The sequence below is a fragment of the Leptolyngbya sp. AN10 genome, assembly GCF_050565645.1.
Classification (GTDB): domain Bacteria; phylum Cyanobacteriota; class Cyanobacteriia; order Leptolyngbyales; family Leptolyngbyaceae; genus Leptolyngbya.
Map to the genome: position 1 here is coordinate 54,137 of NZ_JBNXVP010000013.1, position 18,323 is coordinate 72,459.

Sequence of the window (18,323 nt, forward strand, 5' to 3'; positions counted from 1 at the left end):
TTTAATTCAGTAATTGCGGGTACTTTAGTTAGTAATGATTCAAGGTAAACAGGGGCTAGTTTCTCCCGTCATCGGTTCAGCAAAGCTCACAGGTAGGGGGTTATGAGTACAGTTTTAGTCGTGGAAGATAGCGTCACTCAGCGAGAAATGATCACCGATCTGCTCAAAGGCAGTGGGATCGAGGTGACGATCGCGACCGATGGCGTTGAAGCCTTGGAACACATTCAGGGGCAATGTCCTGATTTGGTTGTGTTGGATATCGTCATGCCTCGGATGAATGGTTACGAGGTCTGTCGTCGGCTTAAAGCTGATCCCAAGACCCAGAAAGTGCCTGTGGTGATGTGTTCCTCTAAGGGGGAAGAGTTCGATCGCTATTGGGGAATGAAGCAAGGGGCAGATGCCTACATTGCCAAGCCCTTCCAGCCCACCGAACTCGTCGGTACGGTGAAACAATTGTTGCGCGGTTAGGAACAGAGGTAATGGTAGGAAGTCCAGATTTCTTAACAGGAAGAGGGCAAGATCAAGCGCCCGAATTTCAGGAGCTAGAAAGCCCCGAAGGTGAGTTGCATTTGCGATTCTATACGCCTTCCGGGGCTGAATTTGCGTTACCTGCAACTGGAATTCGCGAGGTGTTGTCGCCCTCACCGGATCGAATTACGCCTGTTCCAAATGTTTCGCCATTGTTGCTCGGAACGCTAAACGTCCGGGGTCGCGTCGTTTGGGTTGCAGATCTGGGTCAATTTCTAGGAGATGCGGCAGCACTGAATACGGATCGTCCAGAAATTTCGGTGATTGCGGTCGAGGATCAAGATATCATGCTCGGTTTAGCCGTCGATCGCATTCTCGGAATGGAGTGGCTTGATATCGAAAATGTGCAAGCCGCGACCGCTGTTCCTGACAGTGTTGCACCGTTTTTACGAGGCGAGTGGATTCTGGATAAAGAAGGGGGTCAATGCTTGCGCCTGCTTGATCAGGTTTCGATATTGCGATCGGCAAGGTGGGCGGCATGAGGATGTCAACGCAAGATGTACGGAACTCAGCGAAATATGTTGATTTCGTAAAGGAACAGGGGAACTATTTTGAAGAGGAGCGTTTCCCGATCGAGATACACTTAAATGCTGAGTATTACAAGTCTGAGAGCTTAGAAAGCTTTTTAATAAGCTTCGCCACGATAAGTAACACCATGTATTATTCTCACTTTACCCTAACTGCTCCCATTTTCAAATTCGGTTTTCAGCGCAGCACATACTTGCAGGAGGAGGCATATGGCACGAACGAATGAGTTTGCCCAAGAATATCAACAGGCAGAACGCGCCTATATGCAGGGCAAGTATGAAGAGGCGGCAGGCATTGTCGATCGATTAGTCGATCGCTATCCTGATGATCCGAGCGCTCGACTACTGCGCGGACACATCTATTGCTACGGACTACAAAAATACGATGTGGCGCAAGAACAGTATCAAACCGTTCTCAACCTCACTGCTGACCCCGAATTTGTGGATTATGCCAATAGCGGACTCGCTTATGCTGGTCAGTTTGCGGATGGCGGAGCAGACAGTTTTGCAGATACGAACTTAGAAACGGATTACTCATCTTTCGGAGAAGTTCACAACGCTGATTCATTTGAAGCGAATTCTCTCGATAATTTCGTGTTGCAAGATGATTTCAATGCGGAAACTGAAGACGCTTCTCCGTTTGGCGATCCATTTGGCGCAAGCCACAACGGAAACGGTTCAAAGAATCAAGACCACTTTGGTGCAGATGATCCGTTTGCAGTTTCATCGAATGGAAGTGCTTTCGCAAGTGAACCGACCAGTGACTTTGCAAATGTTCTCGATGATTTTGATCAAGTATTTGCAGCCGATGATGAACCGTCACACGGCAGTATGACCACGGTTTCAACCGATCCGGGTATCTCTGAGGGTGACATCGCTCCGAATCGAAGCTCGATCGCAAGTCGTGACACCAGCGAAGACACTCTTTTCATGGCGGCTCCTGGTTTCTACGATGAGAAAGCTGCGGCAGAATTTGACTTTCCAACCGAGCAAAACAAATTTGCACCAATCTACGACGAGCCTCAAAGTACGCCAGTCTCAACCCCTGGCAATCAAAGCAACGTCGATTTTCTAGACGATTTTGAAGACTTCGACGATCTCGGAAATCTCTCAGACTTTGACCTGTCTGAAGATTCCGCAGGCTTCACCAGTCCTTCAGTCGGAAGCGCTTTCGGATTCACCTCGAATATGTCAGCCGCTTCAGACAGTGCAGAAATTGATTTTGGTCAAAATTCCAATTTCGCCTCGAACGGTACGGACTCGAAACTTCGTGAAGATGAACTTTTCAGCATGTCCAGTACGACTGATTCAGTTCCTAGCTTTACCACTCAGCTAGATGCACCTGTAGCAGAGCCAACCCCAACCATTGAGCAGGGCTGGTTAGCACCGATCGAGAATGCGTCATTTGCCACCAAGCAGATGATTACAGCAGGAGCAGCAGGAATCGTTTCAGCGGTCGCGGTTGCAGTTGTAAGTTTCGTTTCAGCGAACCAAGCGGCACAGCAGAACAATGGAGCCGTTGTTTCTCAACTTCGCACCACTGGCATCATGATGGCACTGGCGGGTGGAATCTGCGGAGGTGGGACAGCCTTGGCAGTCGGTCAACTCACAGCCCGACACATGAAGCGATCGACAGAAGACCTTAGACAGCAATTCCAAGCCGTTTCTCAAGGGAACTTCAACGCTCGTGCAACCGTTTTCGCTGAGGATGAATTGGGTCATCTCTCGACCGAGTTCAATCAAATGACTCGTGTTATCTCGACCACAACCAGCGAAGCGCAACGCAAGGCAGAAGAACAAGAGCAAGCAAAAGAAGATTTGCAGCGCCAAGTGATTCGACTGCTAGACGATGTGGAAGGCGCAGCACGTGGAGACTTGACTGTTCAAGCGGAAGTTACGGCTGACGTGTTAGGAGCCGTTGCCGACTCGTTTAACTTGACAATTCAGAACCTACGCGAAATCGTTCAACAGGTGAAACAGGCTGCACGCCAAGTGAGTAAGGGTTCAACCGAAAACGAAATGTTTGCGCGAAGTCTGTCTTCGGATGCTTTGAGACAAGCTGAAGAACTGGCAGTGACGCTGAACTCGGTACAGGTGATGACAAATTCGATTCAGCGGGTGGCAGAAAGCGCTCGTGAAGCTGAAGAAGTCGCAAGAACCGCATCATCAACTGCGCTCAAGGGTGGTGAAGCTGTAGAAAGAACTGTAGCCGGGATTCTGGAAATTCGGGAAACAGTAGCAGAAACGACTCGCAAAGTGAAACGATTGGCAGAATCTTCTCAAGAGATTTCCAAGATCGTTGCATTGATTTCTCAGATTGCATCTCGGACGAACCTTCTCGCGTTGAACGCAAGTATCGAGGCAGCGCGGGCAGGAGAAGCAGGACGGGGATTCGCGATCGTTGCAGATGAAGTCCGGCAGTTGGCAGACCGAGCCGCGAAAGCATCGAAAGAAATCGAACAAATCGTTTTACAAATTCAGGGTGAAACTGGGTCAGTGATGACCGCGATGGAAGAAGGCACTCAGCAGGTGATCGAAGGAACTCGACTCGCAGAACAGGCGAAGCGATCGCTCGAAGACATTATTCAAGTTTCGAGTGTGATCGATACCTTAGTGCGATCGATTACTGCCGATACGGTTGAGCAGACCGAAACCTCTCGAAACGTTGCTCAGGTAATGCAATCTGTGGAATTGACCGCGCAAGAAACTTCGCAAGAAGCACAGCGCGTATCAGGTTCACTGCAAAATCTGGTAGGCGTTGCGCGAGACTTGCTCACCTCGGTAGAACGATTCCGCGTTGAAACAGTCGAGCGCAAGTAAGCGATCGTACTGAATTTTGTGCGCCATTTTGAGGACTTCGGTTACAGTAAAGCCAACAAACTGAAACCGTTTTATCTAGGGGTTGACCCACTACCCGCGACGACCGATTTTTGGTCATCTTCATCCCAGAGGCTTCCGCGTTCAACTTGAACCAGGCTCAACGGAGATTACTCATTTACAGAAAGGGACATTGCGATGCAGCCGGAACAACAGCAGCGAATCATGGGCTACTTCATTGAGGAGGCAAAAGACCATCTCAATACGATCGAGCAAGGTTTGCTGAATCTGCAAGGCATGATGGCAGATCCAGAACTGGTTAACGAAGTCTTCCGAGCGGCGCACTCGGTCAAAGGTGGCGCGGCGATGTTGAGCTTGCACAGCATCCAGAAAACGGCTCATCGTCTAGAGGACTATTTCAAGATTTTGAAAGAAGCTCCAGCGATTAAACCCGATCGCAAATTGGAAACGCTGTTGCTCAAAGTGTTTGATGTGTTGAAGGAGCACTTAGAACAGCTACAAATGCCTGCTGGATTGGATGAAGAAACAGCACAAGCATCGTTAAAAGAGCTAGAACCTGTATTCTCGGAAGTCGAACAGCACCTCACTCAATTAGAACGGCAAGCAACGAGCGTTCCATCAGACGATCGAACTGTAATACAAGCTGAAGCTGCTGTTCAAGATAATGCTCTTCTGCTGATTTTCCAAAATGATGTCCCGGCGCAGTTGCGCGAGATGCTGCAAACGTTCCGGCAGGCAGAAACTACCTTGAATGCTCGTGAGCGGTTACAAGAGATTTGCTTAGGGCTGCAAGGATTGGGAGATGCGTTTGGGTTGGTGCAGTGGAGTCAGTTGATTGAAACTGCAAATCGGGCGATCGCAAATCCTGAAAATGCTTATCGAGAGCTTGCGCCGCTGGTTATTACTGAGATTAAGCAAGCTCAGGGATTAGTTCTAGCAGGACGCGCCAAAGAGATTGCACCGAGTGAACAGCTAAAAGCGATGGCTCCAGTGCAGTTTGCAACAGAGGAGATGGATCTGGAATTGGCGGACTTCTTTGCGATCGCAAACAGTGATTCTTCAGATGAACTTGATTTTTCAGGATTAGATTTCGCAGCAACCGATTCGGTAGAAGATTCGAGCTTAGATAGTCTGTTTGAGTTGCCAGAGTCGGATGCGCTCTCGCTAGACTCAGGAGAAATGAGCCTGGATGGGATGTTCGATTCGCTGGAAATGGAAGAAGTACCAGCCGCGATCGAGAATCGGAAAGGTCCTGACATGGGCATGGACGAGTTGAATAGCCTTGCTGATTTGTTTGAGAGCGATGTACCCGAACTGGGAGACACTTGGGAACAGGAAGAGATTTTGGATTCTTCGATGCTCTCTAGTTCGCTTGAAGATGCACAAGAAGCTGAAGATTTCGCGAATTTCTTGTCGGCTCCCTCTGAAAGCAATGTAACTCAGACAGGCGACTTGGCAGATTTATTTGGAAATGATCTGCTAGAAGAACTGAATACAACTGATTCAGCATCGTTAGAAACTGTCGATGACTTTGAGTTACCAGATTTCTCTGAGGATGTAACAGAGTTCGGAACCGTTCCTGGCGTTCCTGCTGAGAGTACATCACCAGTTGAAGGGAATGGTGCAGCACTAGATTTAGGCTTTGATGACCTAGATTTGATGACAGAGGGCGTGAGTGACTTCGAGGAAGATGAAAGTTCTCTCGATAATCTTGGTGAACTTTTTGCTGGACTGGATGACACAGATTTAGGATTGTCTGCATCCGGTCAGGCTGATGAGTTAGATCAGGTAGATAGCTTTGACCCAACTGAGTTGGATGGAATGTTTGAGATAGGTGCGTCTGAAGATCTGGGTCTGGATGCGCTTGAATTAAATGATGTTTTGGATGATCCTATTGAATCATCTCAGCCTAGTTCTACGAATGAAATTGCGGCTGATCCTTGGGATAGCTTGGAGCTTGAAGCTGAGTCGATCGATTCTGCACTGTTTGACCAATCTGAAGTGCAGAATGGTGCTGCCAAGAATGCAGACGAGTTGAAGCTAGATGATATTGCAAGCGAGGACTTGGAACTATCATCACTGGGATTAGATTCCTCAGAAGATGATGTTTTGGATGCACTGTTTTCTGGAGATCTGACTGATGAAGCATCGATCGGGGATTTATTCTTCGATACAGATGAGTCCGAATCAGACAATTTAGAGCTTGATCAGTTACTCAGTGAGCCGTTGTTAGAAGTTACAGCAACTTCTGACCTGAATAGCTTGAATTTAGACGAAGAAGCTGATTTTAGTTTGAATGGGTTCAGCACACTCAATGCAGATGAGCAAGAAGTATTAGATTTTGAAGGGACTGCGAGTGAAGAATCGCTCCATGAGACAGCCGATCCTTTTGGTGACTTGCTCAATTTCTCAACATCTGAATCTGTAGAAGATCAAGTACATTCTGTTAACGGTTCATCTTCCAGTACAGAAGATTCGCTAGCAGATTTGCTCGATTTTTCAGATGAAGCAACGATCAACATAGAGCTAGACAACACTTCAACTGAAGGGCTATCGTTTGACACAGAAGATTCATTGGCAGATTTGCTTGAGTTCTCACCGTCCGAATCCTCGATCGATTTAGAAGATGCTTTGCTTGGTTTATCTTCTGAATCAGCGATCGGCTTAGAAAAAGACAGTACTTTGAGTGAAGAGCTATCGTTTGACACAGAAGACTCGTTAGCAGATCTACTCGATTTCTCATCCACCGAATCTTACGAAGATGATCTGCTTGGTTTATCTTCTGAACCAGCAATTGATTTGGAAACAAATAACATTTCGAGTGAAGAGCTATCGTTTGATACAGAAGATTCGTTAGCGGATCTACTTAACTTCTCATCCACCGAATCTTACGAAGATGATCTGCTTGGTTTATCTTCTGAACCAGCAATTGATTTGGAAACAAATAACATTTCGAGCGAAGAGCTATCGTTTGATACAGAAGATTCGTTAGCAGATTCGCTCGACTTCTCATCTACCGAATCCTCCGGCTTGGAAGACGTTAGCCTCCAAACTGAGAACGAATTACTTGATCTAGACAGCTTAATCGGGGATGAAGTTTCAGCTCAAGCACTATCGCTTAATCAAGGCTTGGATGATTTGCAGGACGAGTTCGATTTGAGCTTGGTCGAGCCAGCAACAGAGGTCAAAGCTGACGGAGAATTTGATTTAGGATTTGTAGAAAGTTCAACTTCATCTGAAGATGATTTTTCAGACCTTAGCTTAGAGTTGTTTGGAGCAGACACCCCAACTCAGGAGAACAGTATAAGCTATCAAGATGAGTTCAATTTAGATGGCATTACTGGCGATGCTTCTGATGATACAAGTCTGGATGACCTTGATTCATTGCTTGGAGATCAGCAAGATGTAGCAAGTGAACCGTCTAACGATGATTCTCTGCTCAATCTTGGAATGGGAGCAGCAGCGATCGCGACTTTGGGTGCAGGATTCGCAGCAGTGCAATCCAATGATGAATTAGATAATTTGGATGACTTCTTGAATGCGAGTGAACCATCTAATGATCATGAGACAACAAATTTAGATGATCTTGACTCGCTACTCAATGAAGCACCAAGCCATGAAGCAGTCATTGACAATTTCGACGATTTAGAATCCTTACTTGCAGATGCTCCAGAAGCAACGCCTCAAAATAATATTGCTGCGACCAATGAGGCGGATGCGGAATTCGGCGATCTAGAGAAGATGCTGGAAGAATCCGACATGACGATGGGTAGTGCTGCAAAAAGTCGGGCGGCGGCTCCACAAGGTCGGCGATCAACTCGTGCTGCTAAAGGATTCAGCGAACAAACAATGCGGGTTCCGATTAAGCATCTTGATAACTTGAGCAACTTAGTCGGGGAATTGGTTGTCAACCGGAATAGTCTGGAGCAAGATCAAGAACGGTTAAGACAGTCGCTCGATAACTTGTTGTATCAAGTACAGCAATTAAGCGATGTGGGACAGCGGATGCAAGATTTGTATGAGCGATCGCTGTTAGAAAGTTCGCTTTTGGCAAGTCGGCAAAACCGAAGCGTTCCGTTTGGTGGCTCAGAACGAAATTCGGGCAATGGTAACTCGATCGGGGTTGAATATGACCCGCTGGAGATGGATCGCTTTACCGGATTCCACTCGCTGTCGCAAGAAATGATTGAGTTGATTGTGCGAGTGCGGGAGTCATCTTCTGACATCGAGTTTATTGTCGATGAAACGGATCAGGTAACGCGGATGTTCCGACAAGTCACAACGCAACTGCAAGAGGGATTAACCCGATCGCGAATGGTTCCGTTTGCTCAGACTGCCGATCGCTTACCTCGTGCCGTTCGTGATATCGCGATGAAGTGCGGGAAACAGGCAGAACTCGTGATCGAAGGACGGGACACGCTAATCGACAAGATGATTCTGGAACATCTTTATGATCCGATGACGCACTTAGTAAATAACGCCATCACACACGGAATCGAAGATCCAGAAGTGCGTCGTGCCGCAGGAAAACCACCCACGGGTAAGATTACGATTCGGGCATTCCATCAAGGAAACCAAACCGTAATTTCGGTTTCGGATGATGGAGCGGGTGTGGATGTTGAACGGGTGCGATCGAAAGCGATCGAGAAAGGTTTAATCACGGCTGCTGAAGCGAAAAGTGCCTCTCGTTTAGATATCTATGATTTGCTGTTTCATCCTGGATTTAGTACGAAAGATCAGGCAGATGATTTTTCGGGTCGTGGGGTTGGAATGGACGTGGTTCGTACCAGTCTAAGCGAGATTCGAGGCACGATTAGCACCGATTCGACTCAGAACAAAGGAACAATGTTCACGATTCGATTACCGTTGACGCTGAGTATTTCTAAAGCGTTGTGTTGTATTAGCGATCGTGCTCGAATTGCCTTCCCGATGGATGGGGTGGAAGATATGCTCGACATCCCGAAAGAGCGGCTTCAAACTGATGCGGAAGGAAAGCCTTGTATTACTTGGCGCGATGCGGTGTTGCCTGTTCGACCATTGAGAGAACTGCTGAATTACAATCGTCATCTAAGTCGCGGAACCGTTTACGGTGGAAATCAGGAAGACGATATGGTGTCGATCGTGATTCTGCGAAGTGCAGGGAATTATCTGGCACTGCAAGTCGATCAAGTGCTGGGAGAACAGGAAATTGTAATCAAACAGCTTGAGGGTCCAGTACCAAAACCAATTGGGGTTGCGGGTGCGACGGTGCTAGGGGATGGGCGGATTATGCCGATCGCAGATGTGCTGGAATTGATTGATCTCTCGGTCGGTCGGATTCGACGCGATGTGGGTTCGATGTGGGAGACGGGAACGGCTCAACCTGTGGTCGAAGTTGTGGCAGCGAAGACCGAGCCAATGGTACTCATCGTGGACGACTCGATTACAGTACGCGAATTGTTGTCGATGACGTTCAACAAAGTAGGATATCGCGTCGAGCAAGCTCGCGACGGTCAGGAGGCTTGGGAGAAACTGCGATCGGGTCTACCTTGCGATATTGTGTTCTGCGATATTGAAATGCCGAGAATGGATGGATTGGAACTGCTGTCGCGGATTCAGAAAGATCCGAATCTGTCCAACTTACCGATCGCGATGTTAACCTCACGGGGTGCCGATCGACATCGACAAATGGCGGCTTCTCTCGGTGCGAGTGGGTACTTCACGAAGCCGTATTTAGAAGAAGCGCTGCTGGATGCGGCTCAACGGATGCTGAAAGGCGAAATTCTGATTTCTTCCAATAGTTCTGGGAACAGTTAGGGCAAATTTTCCTCTAATACTTAAAGGGTGGGACGCGGCTGTTCCACCTTCTTTATGAAGTTCAGAAAAAATCTGTAAATCTACCGATCGGTAGAGCCTTTTTTGCGATAATCTACGAATTTAAAGACAATCTGCAAATCTAGTAACTGTTTCTTTAAAGAAAGATGTCAAAATCAAAATTTATTTATTTTGGATTTTGGTAGAAAAAGAGACAAGATTGAATCTCTGCCCATTTCTGAAAACGCGATCGTACTTTTGGGAGATTTCGTAATAACCGAACACGGAAACGGTGAAGCCTAAGCAAGACTGCCCAAAGCCTGTTACAGCGTCATGTAAAGATAGATCGCTACAGAAGGCAGAGGCAATACTAGAGGATATTTTGGGCACTTCGACAATCCATTCCGAGATAGGTACTTTTGCCGAAATCGTTTCGTAGTATTTACGTAGCACTCATTTGATTAGAGTGGTGTTTTTCACGCTGTCAAGTCGCAATGCCCGTCTTGGCAGATTTTGAAATTTCTATTAAATCTGACTTAGCTCTCCTAGGAAGCAAATGAACGAGAGTCTCTGTCATGTGTGAGGCGACCAAACTGTTTGACCTTGTAGGAGGTTTTTATGAAAATCGCTCAAGTGACCCCGTTATGGGAGCGTGTCCCGCCCCCAGCCTACGGTGGCATTGAATTAGTGGTGAGCCTGTTGACTGATGAGTTAGTGCGTCGAGGTCACGAAGTCACGCTATTCGCGACGGGTGACTCGATCACATTGGCAAATTTGGAGTCGGTGCATCCTCGCGCCATTCGGACTGATCCAACCGTGAAGGAGTACCAAGTCTACGAAAGTATGCAGCTTGGGCACGTATATCAGCGATCGCATGAGTTTGATATCATTCATTCTCACATGGGATTCTCGGTGCTGCCCTACGCGCAATTTGTGAAAACACCCACAGTTCATACGCTACATGGCGTATTTAGCTCAGATAACGAGAAGCTGTACTCGTCGTATGCTCGATCTCAGAATTATGTGAGTATCTCGAACGCACAGCGCAAACCAGAATTGGGTTTGAACTATGTAGACACTGTGTACAACGGTATTGATGTGGACAGCTACAAGTTTTATGCTGAGCCAACTGAGCCGTATCTGGCGTTTCTAGGTCGGTTGTCGCCAGAAAAAGGACCTCATCACGCGATCGAGATTGCGAAGCGAACAGGAATGCGGCTGAAAATGGCAGGTAAGATCGATATCGTCGATCAAGAGTTTTACGACGAAATTCTGGCTCCTCAAATTGATGGAGAGCAGATTCAATATCTCGGTGAAGCGAACCACGTGCAGAAGAATATGCTCATGGGAGGAGCGGTTGCGACGTTGTTTCCAATCACCTGGAAAGAGCCGTTTGGCTTGGTGATGGTCGAGTCGATGGCAGCAGGAACACCCGTGATTGCAATGCGGCTGGGATCTGCACCGGAAGTGATTAGTCATGGCAAGACCGGATTCTTGTGTGACACTGTTGAGGAGTGCGTTGCTGCTCTAGAACAGGTGAAAGATCTCGATCGTGCTCTGTGTCGTCAGCATGTAATCGAGTATTTCAGCGTTCAGCGAATGACAGACGGTTACGAAGCCGTATACCGCCAATTGCTTGGTGAGAAGGTGTTTAACGGAAATGGGCGATTGGTGATTCAACTCAATTAAGCAACGGAGAACACTGTGCAAGGAAGGGTAAACAGATTTATTCTTCGTTCTCTCTTGCTCAAATTATTGGAGATGGAAGTATGGTTTTAATCAACGAAAAATTAGCCAATGTGCAAAGTCGATCGAACAATCCGAGACAAGCGATCGCGCTAATTTCTGAACATGGCGATCCAGCGGCTGACATTGGTCGGGAAGAGGCAGGCGGTCAAAACGTCTATGTTCGCCAAGTCGGAGAAGCGCTGTCTCGCTTGGGTTGGCAAGTGGATATGTTCACGCGGAAAGCGAATCCGGATGATGACACGATCGTTCAGCATAATCCACACTGCCGAACCATTCGCCTAAAAGCAGGTGAAGAGAAGTTTGTCCCACGCGATCAGTTGTTTGAGTTGATGCCGGAATTCGTTGAGTCGTTTCTCGCTTATCAATCCAAGCATCACTATCCTTTAATCCACACGAACTATTGGATGTCGGCTTGGGCTGGCTTAGAAGTGCAGAAAACGCACAATGTGGAATTGATTCACACTTATCATTCGCTGGGTGCAGTGAAGTATCAAGCGGTTCCAAATCGTCCTGCGATCGCAGAAACTCGTTTAGCGGTTGAGAAGCAAATTCTAGAACAAGCGCGTTGTATTGTGGCAACGAGTCCTCAAGAAGAAATGATGCTGCGATCGCTGGTTTCAGACAAGGGACGAATCGAAGTCATTCCTTGCGGAACAGACTTAAGCAAGTTCCATACGATTCCTAAGCTGGAAGCTCGTCAGGAATTGGGATTGAAGCCAACCGATGAAGTTGTCTTGTACGTTGGACGATTCGATCCGCGTAAGGGAATTGAAACACTGGTGCGATCGTTTGAATTAATTAAACGAAATGCGGCTGATCCATCGCATTTACGATTAATGATCGTCGGTGGTAGTGCTTCTGATAAATCCGACGGACAAGAACGCCAACGGATCGAACAATTGGTGAATGAATTAGGAATTGCAGAGAATGTGATTTTTGCGGGAAGAGTTGGACACGATCGCTTACCGCTGTATTACACCGCAGCGGATGTGTGTGCGATTCCCAGTCATTATGAGCCGTTTGGACTGGTTGCGATCGAAGCAATGGCGTGTGGTACGCCTGTAGTTGCTTCGGATGTGGGCGGCTTGAAATTTACTGTAGTTCCGGGTGAGACTGGGTTGCTGGTTCCGCCTCAAGATACAGCCGCGTTTGCAATGGCGATCGGGCGAATTCTGGATGATGAACTGTGGGCGAGAAAGTTACGCAAACGGGCATCGGAACGGGTACAGCAGAATTTTAGCTGGATTGGAGTTTCCGCGCAGTTGAGTGATTTGTATCGACGATCGCTGGCGGAATCGATTATGGGCGATGGAGTTGTTTTGGCTCCGAGAAAAGTGGCTTATTCGAGAGTGAATACGATGCCAGCAAAGAGTTTGACGAAAGTTTCGTAGCTCTGGTTTGAAAATTTAGGGAGTCGCACGAAGTCCACGATTTGAGGGGCTTCGTTTTTTGTTTGTGCGATCGTGCTTCAAACACCTCTAACGGATCTACACCTCTATAATTTGAAGAAGCATTTCAGCATTGGATGATTTATGAGCCAAGCGGTTTCCTTCCAAACAGTGATTGAATTTGTTGAAGCACTTTCGGAAGAAGAGCAGGATGTATTATTCGATTTGATTCAGAAGCGACGAATTAGTAAACGGCGGCAAGAAATTGCCCAGAATGCAGAAAAGACAATGGAAGCGGTACGAAATGGAACGGCTAGACGAGGAACGGCTGCCGAGATTGTGACGGACATCTTTGGGGACGAGGAATGAGAACGTTACTCTTTGATGAGAGTTTCCGCCGCGCTCTAAAGAAACGTTGCAAGAATCGCCCTGAGCTTCAAGCTAAAGTGACTGAAGTTCTATCTTTGCTGGAAACTGACCCATTCACACCCTCACTTAAAACGCATAAGCTTCAGGGTGAATTGAAAGGATTATGGGCTTGTTCAGTGGAATACGATTTTCGGATTGTCTTTCGGTTTGAACTGTTGAATGAGGCGGAGGAAGAATCAATCGTGCTAATTGACGCAGGAACGCATGACGAAGTTTATTAGTGAGGGTTTGATTTTAGAGAGCGATCGCGCTTCCTCTCTATTTTATGGTTGGATTGGGGAATAGGTCGATCGCATTCGCCCATCTCAAAATCCCTGATTCATGATGAACGATCGACATCACGCACTAATCCATGCAGACGAATTCCACTCGCAAGAGGGGAAAGAGATAGAATCCTCTATAGCACAGGCAACCCTAAAACCAGTAGTATGGCGGCGGAAATCGGGCGGAAGATAGAAGCGATACGCAGAACGGCAACGGCGTAGGGAATGAAACCACGAGCCGCCGCGCAGCAGACGGTCTGCATCTTTTTTATCAAAAGATGTCCAGGCACTTCCATCTGTAGGCGCACCTTGGTAATTGGAGTGATAGACATCCTCACACCATTCCCAAACATTACCGTGCATATCATGTAGTCCAAATGCGTTTGGTGGAAAAATTCCGACCTCAGTCGTCTGCCCTCGATACGGTCTTTGCGGTGCATTTGAATAAGGATACTCGCTGTTAAAGTTCCCTAAGTCCCGTGTAACCGTTTCTCCGAAGTGAAACGGGGTTGTTGTTCCAGCTCGACAAGCATATTCCCATTCAGCCTCGCTCGGTAGTCGGTATTGCTTTCCAGTTTTCTGATTTAGTCGATCGCAAAACTCGATCGCGTCATCCCAAGATATATTCTCAACAGGTCGGTGAATCCCTTTGAAGCAAGAAGGATGAAGCGCAAGATCTCGATTGATTTTTGGCAATTTCGCGATCGCTTTCCATTGTGCCTGAGTCACTGCATACTGACCCATGAAAAAAGGCTTAATCGTTACTTGATGCCGAGGCTTCTCACTCTCCTGCGCTTTTAGTTCCCCTTTTGCCGCGCCCATCCAAAAGGTTCCACCCGGAATGAAAACCATGTCGAGAAACACATCAATTGAGAACAAACCTGAGAACAAACTGCTTTTTGCAAGTTGTTCCCCGAAATACTTTGCTTGCGCTGAACGTTGATCGATTTTCTGTCCTCGATCGTTTACTGTAACAACCTCAAACCTAAACGCTGGAAGTGAGGATGGATGCAAGGCGGGTGATACAGCCAAAGTCGGTAGTGAGGACGGGTGCAGGGTTGGGGATACAACTATTATTAATGAAGGCGAAATAGATTGTGGGATAACAATCGGTTTCGGAGAGAGGATTGCAGGCGGTTTTAGTAAATCTAACCACTGCTGCATTCTTTGCGGTCGGTGTTTCCCTTCGATCTCTAACCCTTTCAAAATCGCATTATTCGTGCAATTGCTTACTTTCGGATGAATTGATTTTGGCGCTTGCAACGGATCAGACTGATACCGCAGCATTTCTAGTTCTCGTGTTCGTGAATCAGGCGGTAGCTGTCCTGTGACCAACTCATATAAGGTTGCTGCTAAAGCATATATATCGGTATAAGCTCCCCGCTGCGCCCGTTGATCATATTGCTCGATCGGGGCATAAAAAGGAGTCAGAATCTGAGTGTGCATCTGCGTTGAATCGCGCACAAATTCACGGGCAATTCCGAAATCAATCAGCACTGCTTCATCAGTCTGCGATCGGACCAAAATATTGTCTGGCTTGATATCCCGATGCAACAATCCCTGAGCATGAACAACAGTCAGAGCTTGTCCAATCTGCTGAATATACTTCAATGCTTGCACTTCAGGAAGTACCCCGTAGTAATTGAGAAGATCTCGTAGACTTTGCCCTTCGACGTATTCCATGACGATCGCATCAAGCCGACCTTCGCGAATGAGTTCAGTCACTTGAACAATATGCGGATGCTGACATCGAGCCAGTTTCAGGGCTTCATTAAGAAAATCTTCTAATAGCTTATCAGACTGTGGATGGGTGAGAACCTTCTCATTGGGGGTTTTGATCACTATCGATCGACCTGATGTGTCCCGCGCCAGATACGTGATTCCGAAGCCACCTTCGCCCAGCTTCCGCACGATCTGATACTTACCTTGTTTAATTTGTTGCCCCAGATTCCAAGCCATACGCCCGATTTACCGTCTTGACACAATGATTGTTTTTCATTGTAAGCAAGATGGCAGCGAATCGAGGGGTAAGGATGCGATCGGCTGAGAAGAATCGAAAGCACTCAAACAGTGTCTGGTGCAACCGCCACAATTCCCTCAGTGCTGTACCGCCTAAAATCTCTTGCATTTAATGTGAGAATCTGCGAAATCGAATGAACCTTCATTGCTGCTACAAGTCGGGCATCGTGTACTTGGACTCCTGAAACGCCAAAGGCTATAGCTAACCTACACCATTCATGATAAACATCAGAACTATCAGACAGCACAGGAAAAAGTCGCTCGATTAACTGTAATAGCCTCGCAGCTTCAGCAGGCGTTACTCCAAATCCATTTCGCGCAGCAGGACGAGTTGCAACATTCCAAAATTCAACACAATTCTGGGAGCATACCCGTAGAGTATGTCCGTCTTGCCGTAGCTTGCGAATGGCACTTCTAACTAGAGAATGAAGCGGATCAGTCCGATCGGTAAACCTTAGTAGAATGTTCGTATCTAGCAAATACAGCACGTTTAGGGATGCTCCTCGTAGATGCCCGATCGACTGACAGCATCATTCGATAAAGGCGAGACACCTGAGCCAACATACTGCTGAAACTCATCTGCAAGTTGATCTGCGATCGCTTCAAAGTCGTCTTCCTGAAGCTGATTCAGAATCAGAGTCGCGATCGCATCTTGCTTATCGGTTGACAAGGTTTTCAATCGTGCGATCGCTTGTTCAAGTCGTTTAGTCATGGCTATGTAAAAGCTATTTAGTCAATTTTGACATAGTTCACGTTTTAGGAAGTTCTAAGCTTCGCCATAAGTACCAGCTTGCGATCGTACAATACGGTTTCCAAGCTTTGCCAATTTCTAGCACTGTTTCACGATCGGGCATTTCTTCCAATTCATACACTCGACGAATTCCCGATCGAATTCCTAAATCATCCACAGGTAGAACGTCCCAACGATGCAGCCGAAAAATTAACAACATCTGAACTGTCCAACGTCCAATTCCTTTAATTTTCGTTAGCGTTTGAATAATTGTTTCATCGTCTAACAAATTTAATTCTTCTAGTGTTGGTAAACCTATTAGTACGTTTTGCGCTAAGTCTTTCATATAAATGATCTTCTGACGTGAAAGACCTGCTTCACGTAGCATTTCATCGGGTGTCTCTAGAATTGCTTCTGCGGTTATCCCATTCTCATATAGTTTAAGAAAACGGTGATAGATAGCTGTTGCAGATTTAGTAGAAAGCTGTTGATAGATAATCGATCGAGCTAATGAATCCAGCAAAGTACCCGGATGTTGAGATTGATCGAGTGTACAATCACCCACTTGATCAATGATTGCACCGAGTTTCGGATCAGCAGTTTTTAGAGATTCGATCGCAATGGCATAATCCAGCTTATTCATGTACCACAATGGCGGATTTAATGGCTCTGGGAACGGGTTGACCCGCTTTATCCACTTTGCCATAGAACGTTTGATCCTGGAAAATCAACGCCGAAGAAGAACCCCCATCCAGATTTAGAGCTTGATTCACACCGAGTCGCTGCATGAAGCTCACCATTGCTTGCACTGACATTCCAGAATTTGTTGGGGCATCCGATTTTTGGGCTGCCATCACTAACACGACTGAACCATCAGGTTTGATGCCGATCGCACTTCTTGAATTGCGCTGAGTCACACCGATCGAGTCGCGTCCCACATTCGGATCGACAAAGCCTTCCTCAGTGGCGGTGAACTGTGGCAAGAGTTGAGGTCCACCCCCGACCGCATCGATTAATTTACAACCGGATGGAACTGGGGCGGATCGAGTTGCGATCGCATATTGCACTTTAGCCGCGCATTGGTAACTGCGAAATTCTGATCGCTCTAAAATCTGCGGCAAATAAGGAGCGAGATCCGGATTGGTCATTAAGCGATCGTTCTTGCTCGGATCGCTTACGACTTTGCCTTTTTGAGTCACATACGAGGTCGTTTTCTCGTTTTTTGGATCAAAAAATCCGCCGTTCAAAACTGCAATTGCCTTTTGAGATTTCGCAAATTGATCGATCGTTTCCAAGGTCGGGGAAAGCGCGATCGACACTGTAAATCGACTTTTGGGCGAAATCGTCACCGTGTGAATATCGCTATTTGGCAATGAATATTTCTGATACTTCGGTAAATCCGAGGCGGGAGACGCAACGGGAGTCGGAGTCGATTTTGAAGAAACAGACGCGGACGGAATCAGCGAATAGACAAACCACAGTCCCAAACTGCCAGACGCAAATAGAGCCAAACTTGCGACCCACAATCCTCTCACGATCGAACTCCTGATGATGGCACAGCTTTACAACAACTTCATAACCCTACAAGTCATTCGACTTAAAACGAAGGTCGAATGCTTCATCGTTTCTTCATTAGAGCGTGAATTCCAGCAGACGGATGAAAAAAGTGAAAGCCTGGAAACAAAGTGAAAATATGGGCGTGATTTTACGGGGAAGAATTGGAGAATCGCGCGATCTCAGTACGGATATTCCGTAATTCTATCCGTGTTTTTATCGATTTATTTGCAAAATCAGGACGTTTCATCTCAATGAATTCAACATCAACAGGGATATTCTAAGACACGGAAGGATTTCTACTGAGCAGCAAAATTCTTCAATTGCCGTACTCTTACCGAACTAAATCCAAAAATTTGATGTTGTTTCTGGAACCAACCAGATTTTGTCCTGATTCCTCCGGAGGATTACCGTATCAGTAGTCGTAGGCAGCTAAACAGTCCAGAGAATCCCTGCGCTTCTCCTTGACCCATTTATGTAGCAGAGTTCAATCCCCTTGTGAGCT

General features: G+C 46.9%; 13 protein-coding genes. 8 read left to right on the forward strand and 5 right to left on the reverse strand.

The features are described 5' to 3' along the window. Positions 1 to 102 precede the first annotated feature (102 nt). The 8 genes from ACQ4M5_RS19010 (at position 103) to ACQ4M5_RS19045 (ending at position 13,473) form a co-directional block, all read left to right on the forward strand. Positions 103 to 468 (forward strand): response regulator transcription factor, encoded by a 366-nt coding sequence (locus ACQ4M5_RS19010; protein WP_058999058.1) that lies wholly within the window; start codon positions 103 to 105, stop codon positions 466 to 468. 11 nt (positions 469 to 479) lie between these two features. Next, complete coding sequence (locus tag ACQ4M5_RS19015) at positions 480 to 1,010, forward strand: chemotaxis protein CheW (protein WP_068380691.1); 531 nt, start codon at positions 480 to 482, stop codon at positions 1,008 to 1,010. Between the two features lie 255 nt (positions 1,011 to 1,265). Beyond that, the gene (locus ACQ4M5_RS19020) at positions 1,266 to 3,875 is read left to right on the forward strand and encodes a methyl-accepting chemotaxis protein (RefSeq protein ID WP_430677242.1); all 2,610 of its coding nucleotides are present in this window, start codon (positions 1,266 to 1,268) and stop codon (positions 3,873 to 3,875) included. 195 nt (positions 3,876 to 4,070) lie between these two features. After that, positions 4,071 to 9,689 (forward strand): response regulator, encoded by a 5,619-nt coding sequence (locus ACQ4M5_RS19025; protein ID WP_430677243.1) that lies wholly within the window; start codon positions 4,071 to 4,073, stop codon positions 9,687 to 9,689. Positions 9,690 to 10,304: 615 nt separating this feature from the next. Next, entirely contained in the window at positions 10,305 to 11,375 is a 1,071-nt protein-coding gene (locus ACQ4M5_RS19030) for a glycosyltransferase family 4 protein (RefSeq protein WP_430677244.1), read from the forward strand. Between the two features lie 80 nt (positions 11,376 to 11,455). Then, entirely contained in the window at positions 11,456 to 12,826 is a 1,371-nt protein-coding gene (locus tag ACQ4M5_RS19035) for a glycosyltransferase family 4 protein (protein ID WP_430677245.1), read from the forward strand. Positions 12,827 to 12,967: 141 nt separating this feature from the next. Further along, positions 12,968 to 13,192, forward strand: coding sequence for a hypothetical protein (locus tag ACQ4M5_RS19040; protein WP_430677246.1), 225 nt, complete (start codon positions 12,968 to 12,970; stop codon positions 13,190 to 13,192). Beyond that, a complete protein-coding gene (locus tag ACQ4M5_RS19045) occupies positions 13,189 to 13,473 on the forward strand; it encodes a type II toxin-antitoxin system RelE/ParE family toxin (RefSeq protein ID WP_430677247.1) in 285 nt (94 codons plus the stop codon). The genes ACQ4M5_RS19040 and ACQ4M5_RS19045 overlap by 4 nt, the downstream gene beginning before the upstream one ends. 117 nt (positions 13,474 to 13,590) lie before the next feature. Here ACQ4M5_RS19045 and ACQ4M5_RS19050 read toward each other — a convergent pair whose 3' ends face one another. From ACQ4M5_RS19050 to ACQ4M5_RS19070, 5 genes are all read right to left on the reverse strand, one after another. After that, positions 13,591 to 15,474, reverse strand: a complete 1,884-nt coding sequence (locus ACQ4M5_RS19050; RefSeq protein WP_430677248.1) for an SUMF1/EgtB/PvdO family nonheme iron enzyme — start codon at positions 15,472 to 15,474, stop codon at positions 13,591 to 13,593. A 104-nt stretch (positions 15,475 to 15,578) separates the two neighbouring features. Further along, positions 15,579 to 16,022, reverse strand: a complete 444-nt coding sequence (locus ACQ4M5_RS19055) for a type II toxin-antitoxin system VapC family toxin (RefSeq protein ID WP_430677249.1) — start codon at positions 16,020 to 16,022, stop codon at positions 15,579 to 15,581. 2 nt (positions 16,023 to 16,024) lie between these two features. Continuing rightward, positions 16,025 to 16,246: a hypothetical protein gene (locus ACQ4M5_RS19060; protein WP_430677250.1), complete on the reverse strand. Its 222-nt coding sequence runs from the start codon at positions 16,244 to 16,246 to the stop codon at positions 16,025 to 16,027. Between the two features lie 37 nt (positions 16,247 to 16,283). Further along, complete coding sequence (locus ACQ4M5_RS19065) at positions 16,284 to 16,907, reverse strand: DNA-3-methyladenine glycosylase family protein (protein ID WP_430677251.1); 624 nt, start codon at positions 16,905 to 16,907, stop codon at positions 16,284 to 16,286. Beyond that, complete coding sequence (locus tag ACQ4M5_RS19070; protein WP_430677252.1) at positions 16,900 to 17,799, reverse strand: phosphodiester glycosidase family protein; 900 nt, start codon at positions 17,797 to 17,799, stop codon at positions 16,900 to 16,902. Before ACQ4M5_RS19070 ends, ACQ4M5_RS19065 begins: the two co-directional genes overlap by 8 nt. Positions 17,800 to 18,323 lie beyond the last annotated feature (524 nt).

Bases quoted from the DNA above. Each gene is read 5' to 3' on its own strand.
- ACQ4M5_RS19040 (WP_430677246.1), top strand. From the start codon at position 12,968: ATGAGCCAAGCGGTTTCCTTCCAAACAGTGATTGAATTTGTTGAAGCA.
- ACQ4M5_RS19060 (WP_430677250.1), bottom strand. From the start codon at position 16,246: ATGACTAAACGACTTGAACAAGCGATCGCACGATTGAAAACCTTGTCA.
- ACQ4M5_RS19020 (WP_430677242.1), top strand. From the start codon at position 1,266: ATGGCACGAACGAATGAGTTTGCCCAAGAATATCAACAGGCAGAACGC.
- ACQ4M5_RS19030 (WP_430677244.1), top strand. From the start codon at position 10,305: ATGAAAATCGCTCAAGTGACCCCGTTATGGGAGCGTGTCCCGCCCCCA.
- ACQ4M5_RS19010 (WP_058999058.1), top strand. From the start codon at position 103: ATGAGTACAGTTTTAGTCGTGGAAGATAGCGTCACTCAGCGAGAAATG.
- ACQ4M5_RS19050 (WP_430677248.1), bottom strand. From the start codon at position 15,474: ATGGCTTGGAATCTGGGGCAACAAATTAAACAAGGTAAGTATCAGATC.
- ACQ4M5_RS19025 (WP_430677243.1), top strand. From the start codon at position 4,071: ATGCAGCCGGAACAACAGCAGCGAATCATGGGCTACTTCATTGAGGAG.
- ACQ4M5_RS19035 (WP_430677245.1), top strand. From the start codon at position 11,456: ATGGTTTTAATCAACGAAAAATTAGCCAATGTGCAAAGTCGATCGAAC.
- ACQ4M5_RS19065 (WP_430677251.1), bottom strand. From the start codon at position 16,907: ATGAATAAGCTGGATTATGCCATTGCGATCGAATCTCTAAAAACTGCT.
- ACQ4M5_RS19045 (WP_430677247.1), top strand. From the start codon at position 13,189: ATGAGAACGTTACTCTTTGATGAGAGTTTCCGCCGCGCTCTAAAGAAA.
- ACQ4M5_RS19015 (WP_068380691.1), top strand. From the start codon at position 480: ATGGTAGGAAGTCCAGATTTCTTAACAGGAAGAGGGCAAGATCAAGCG.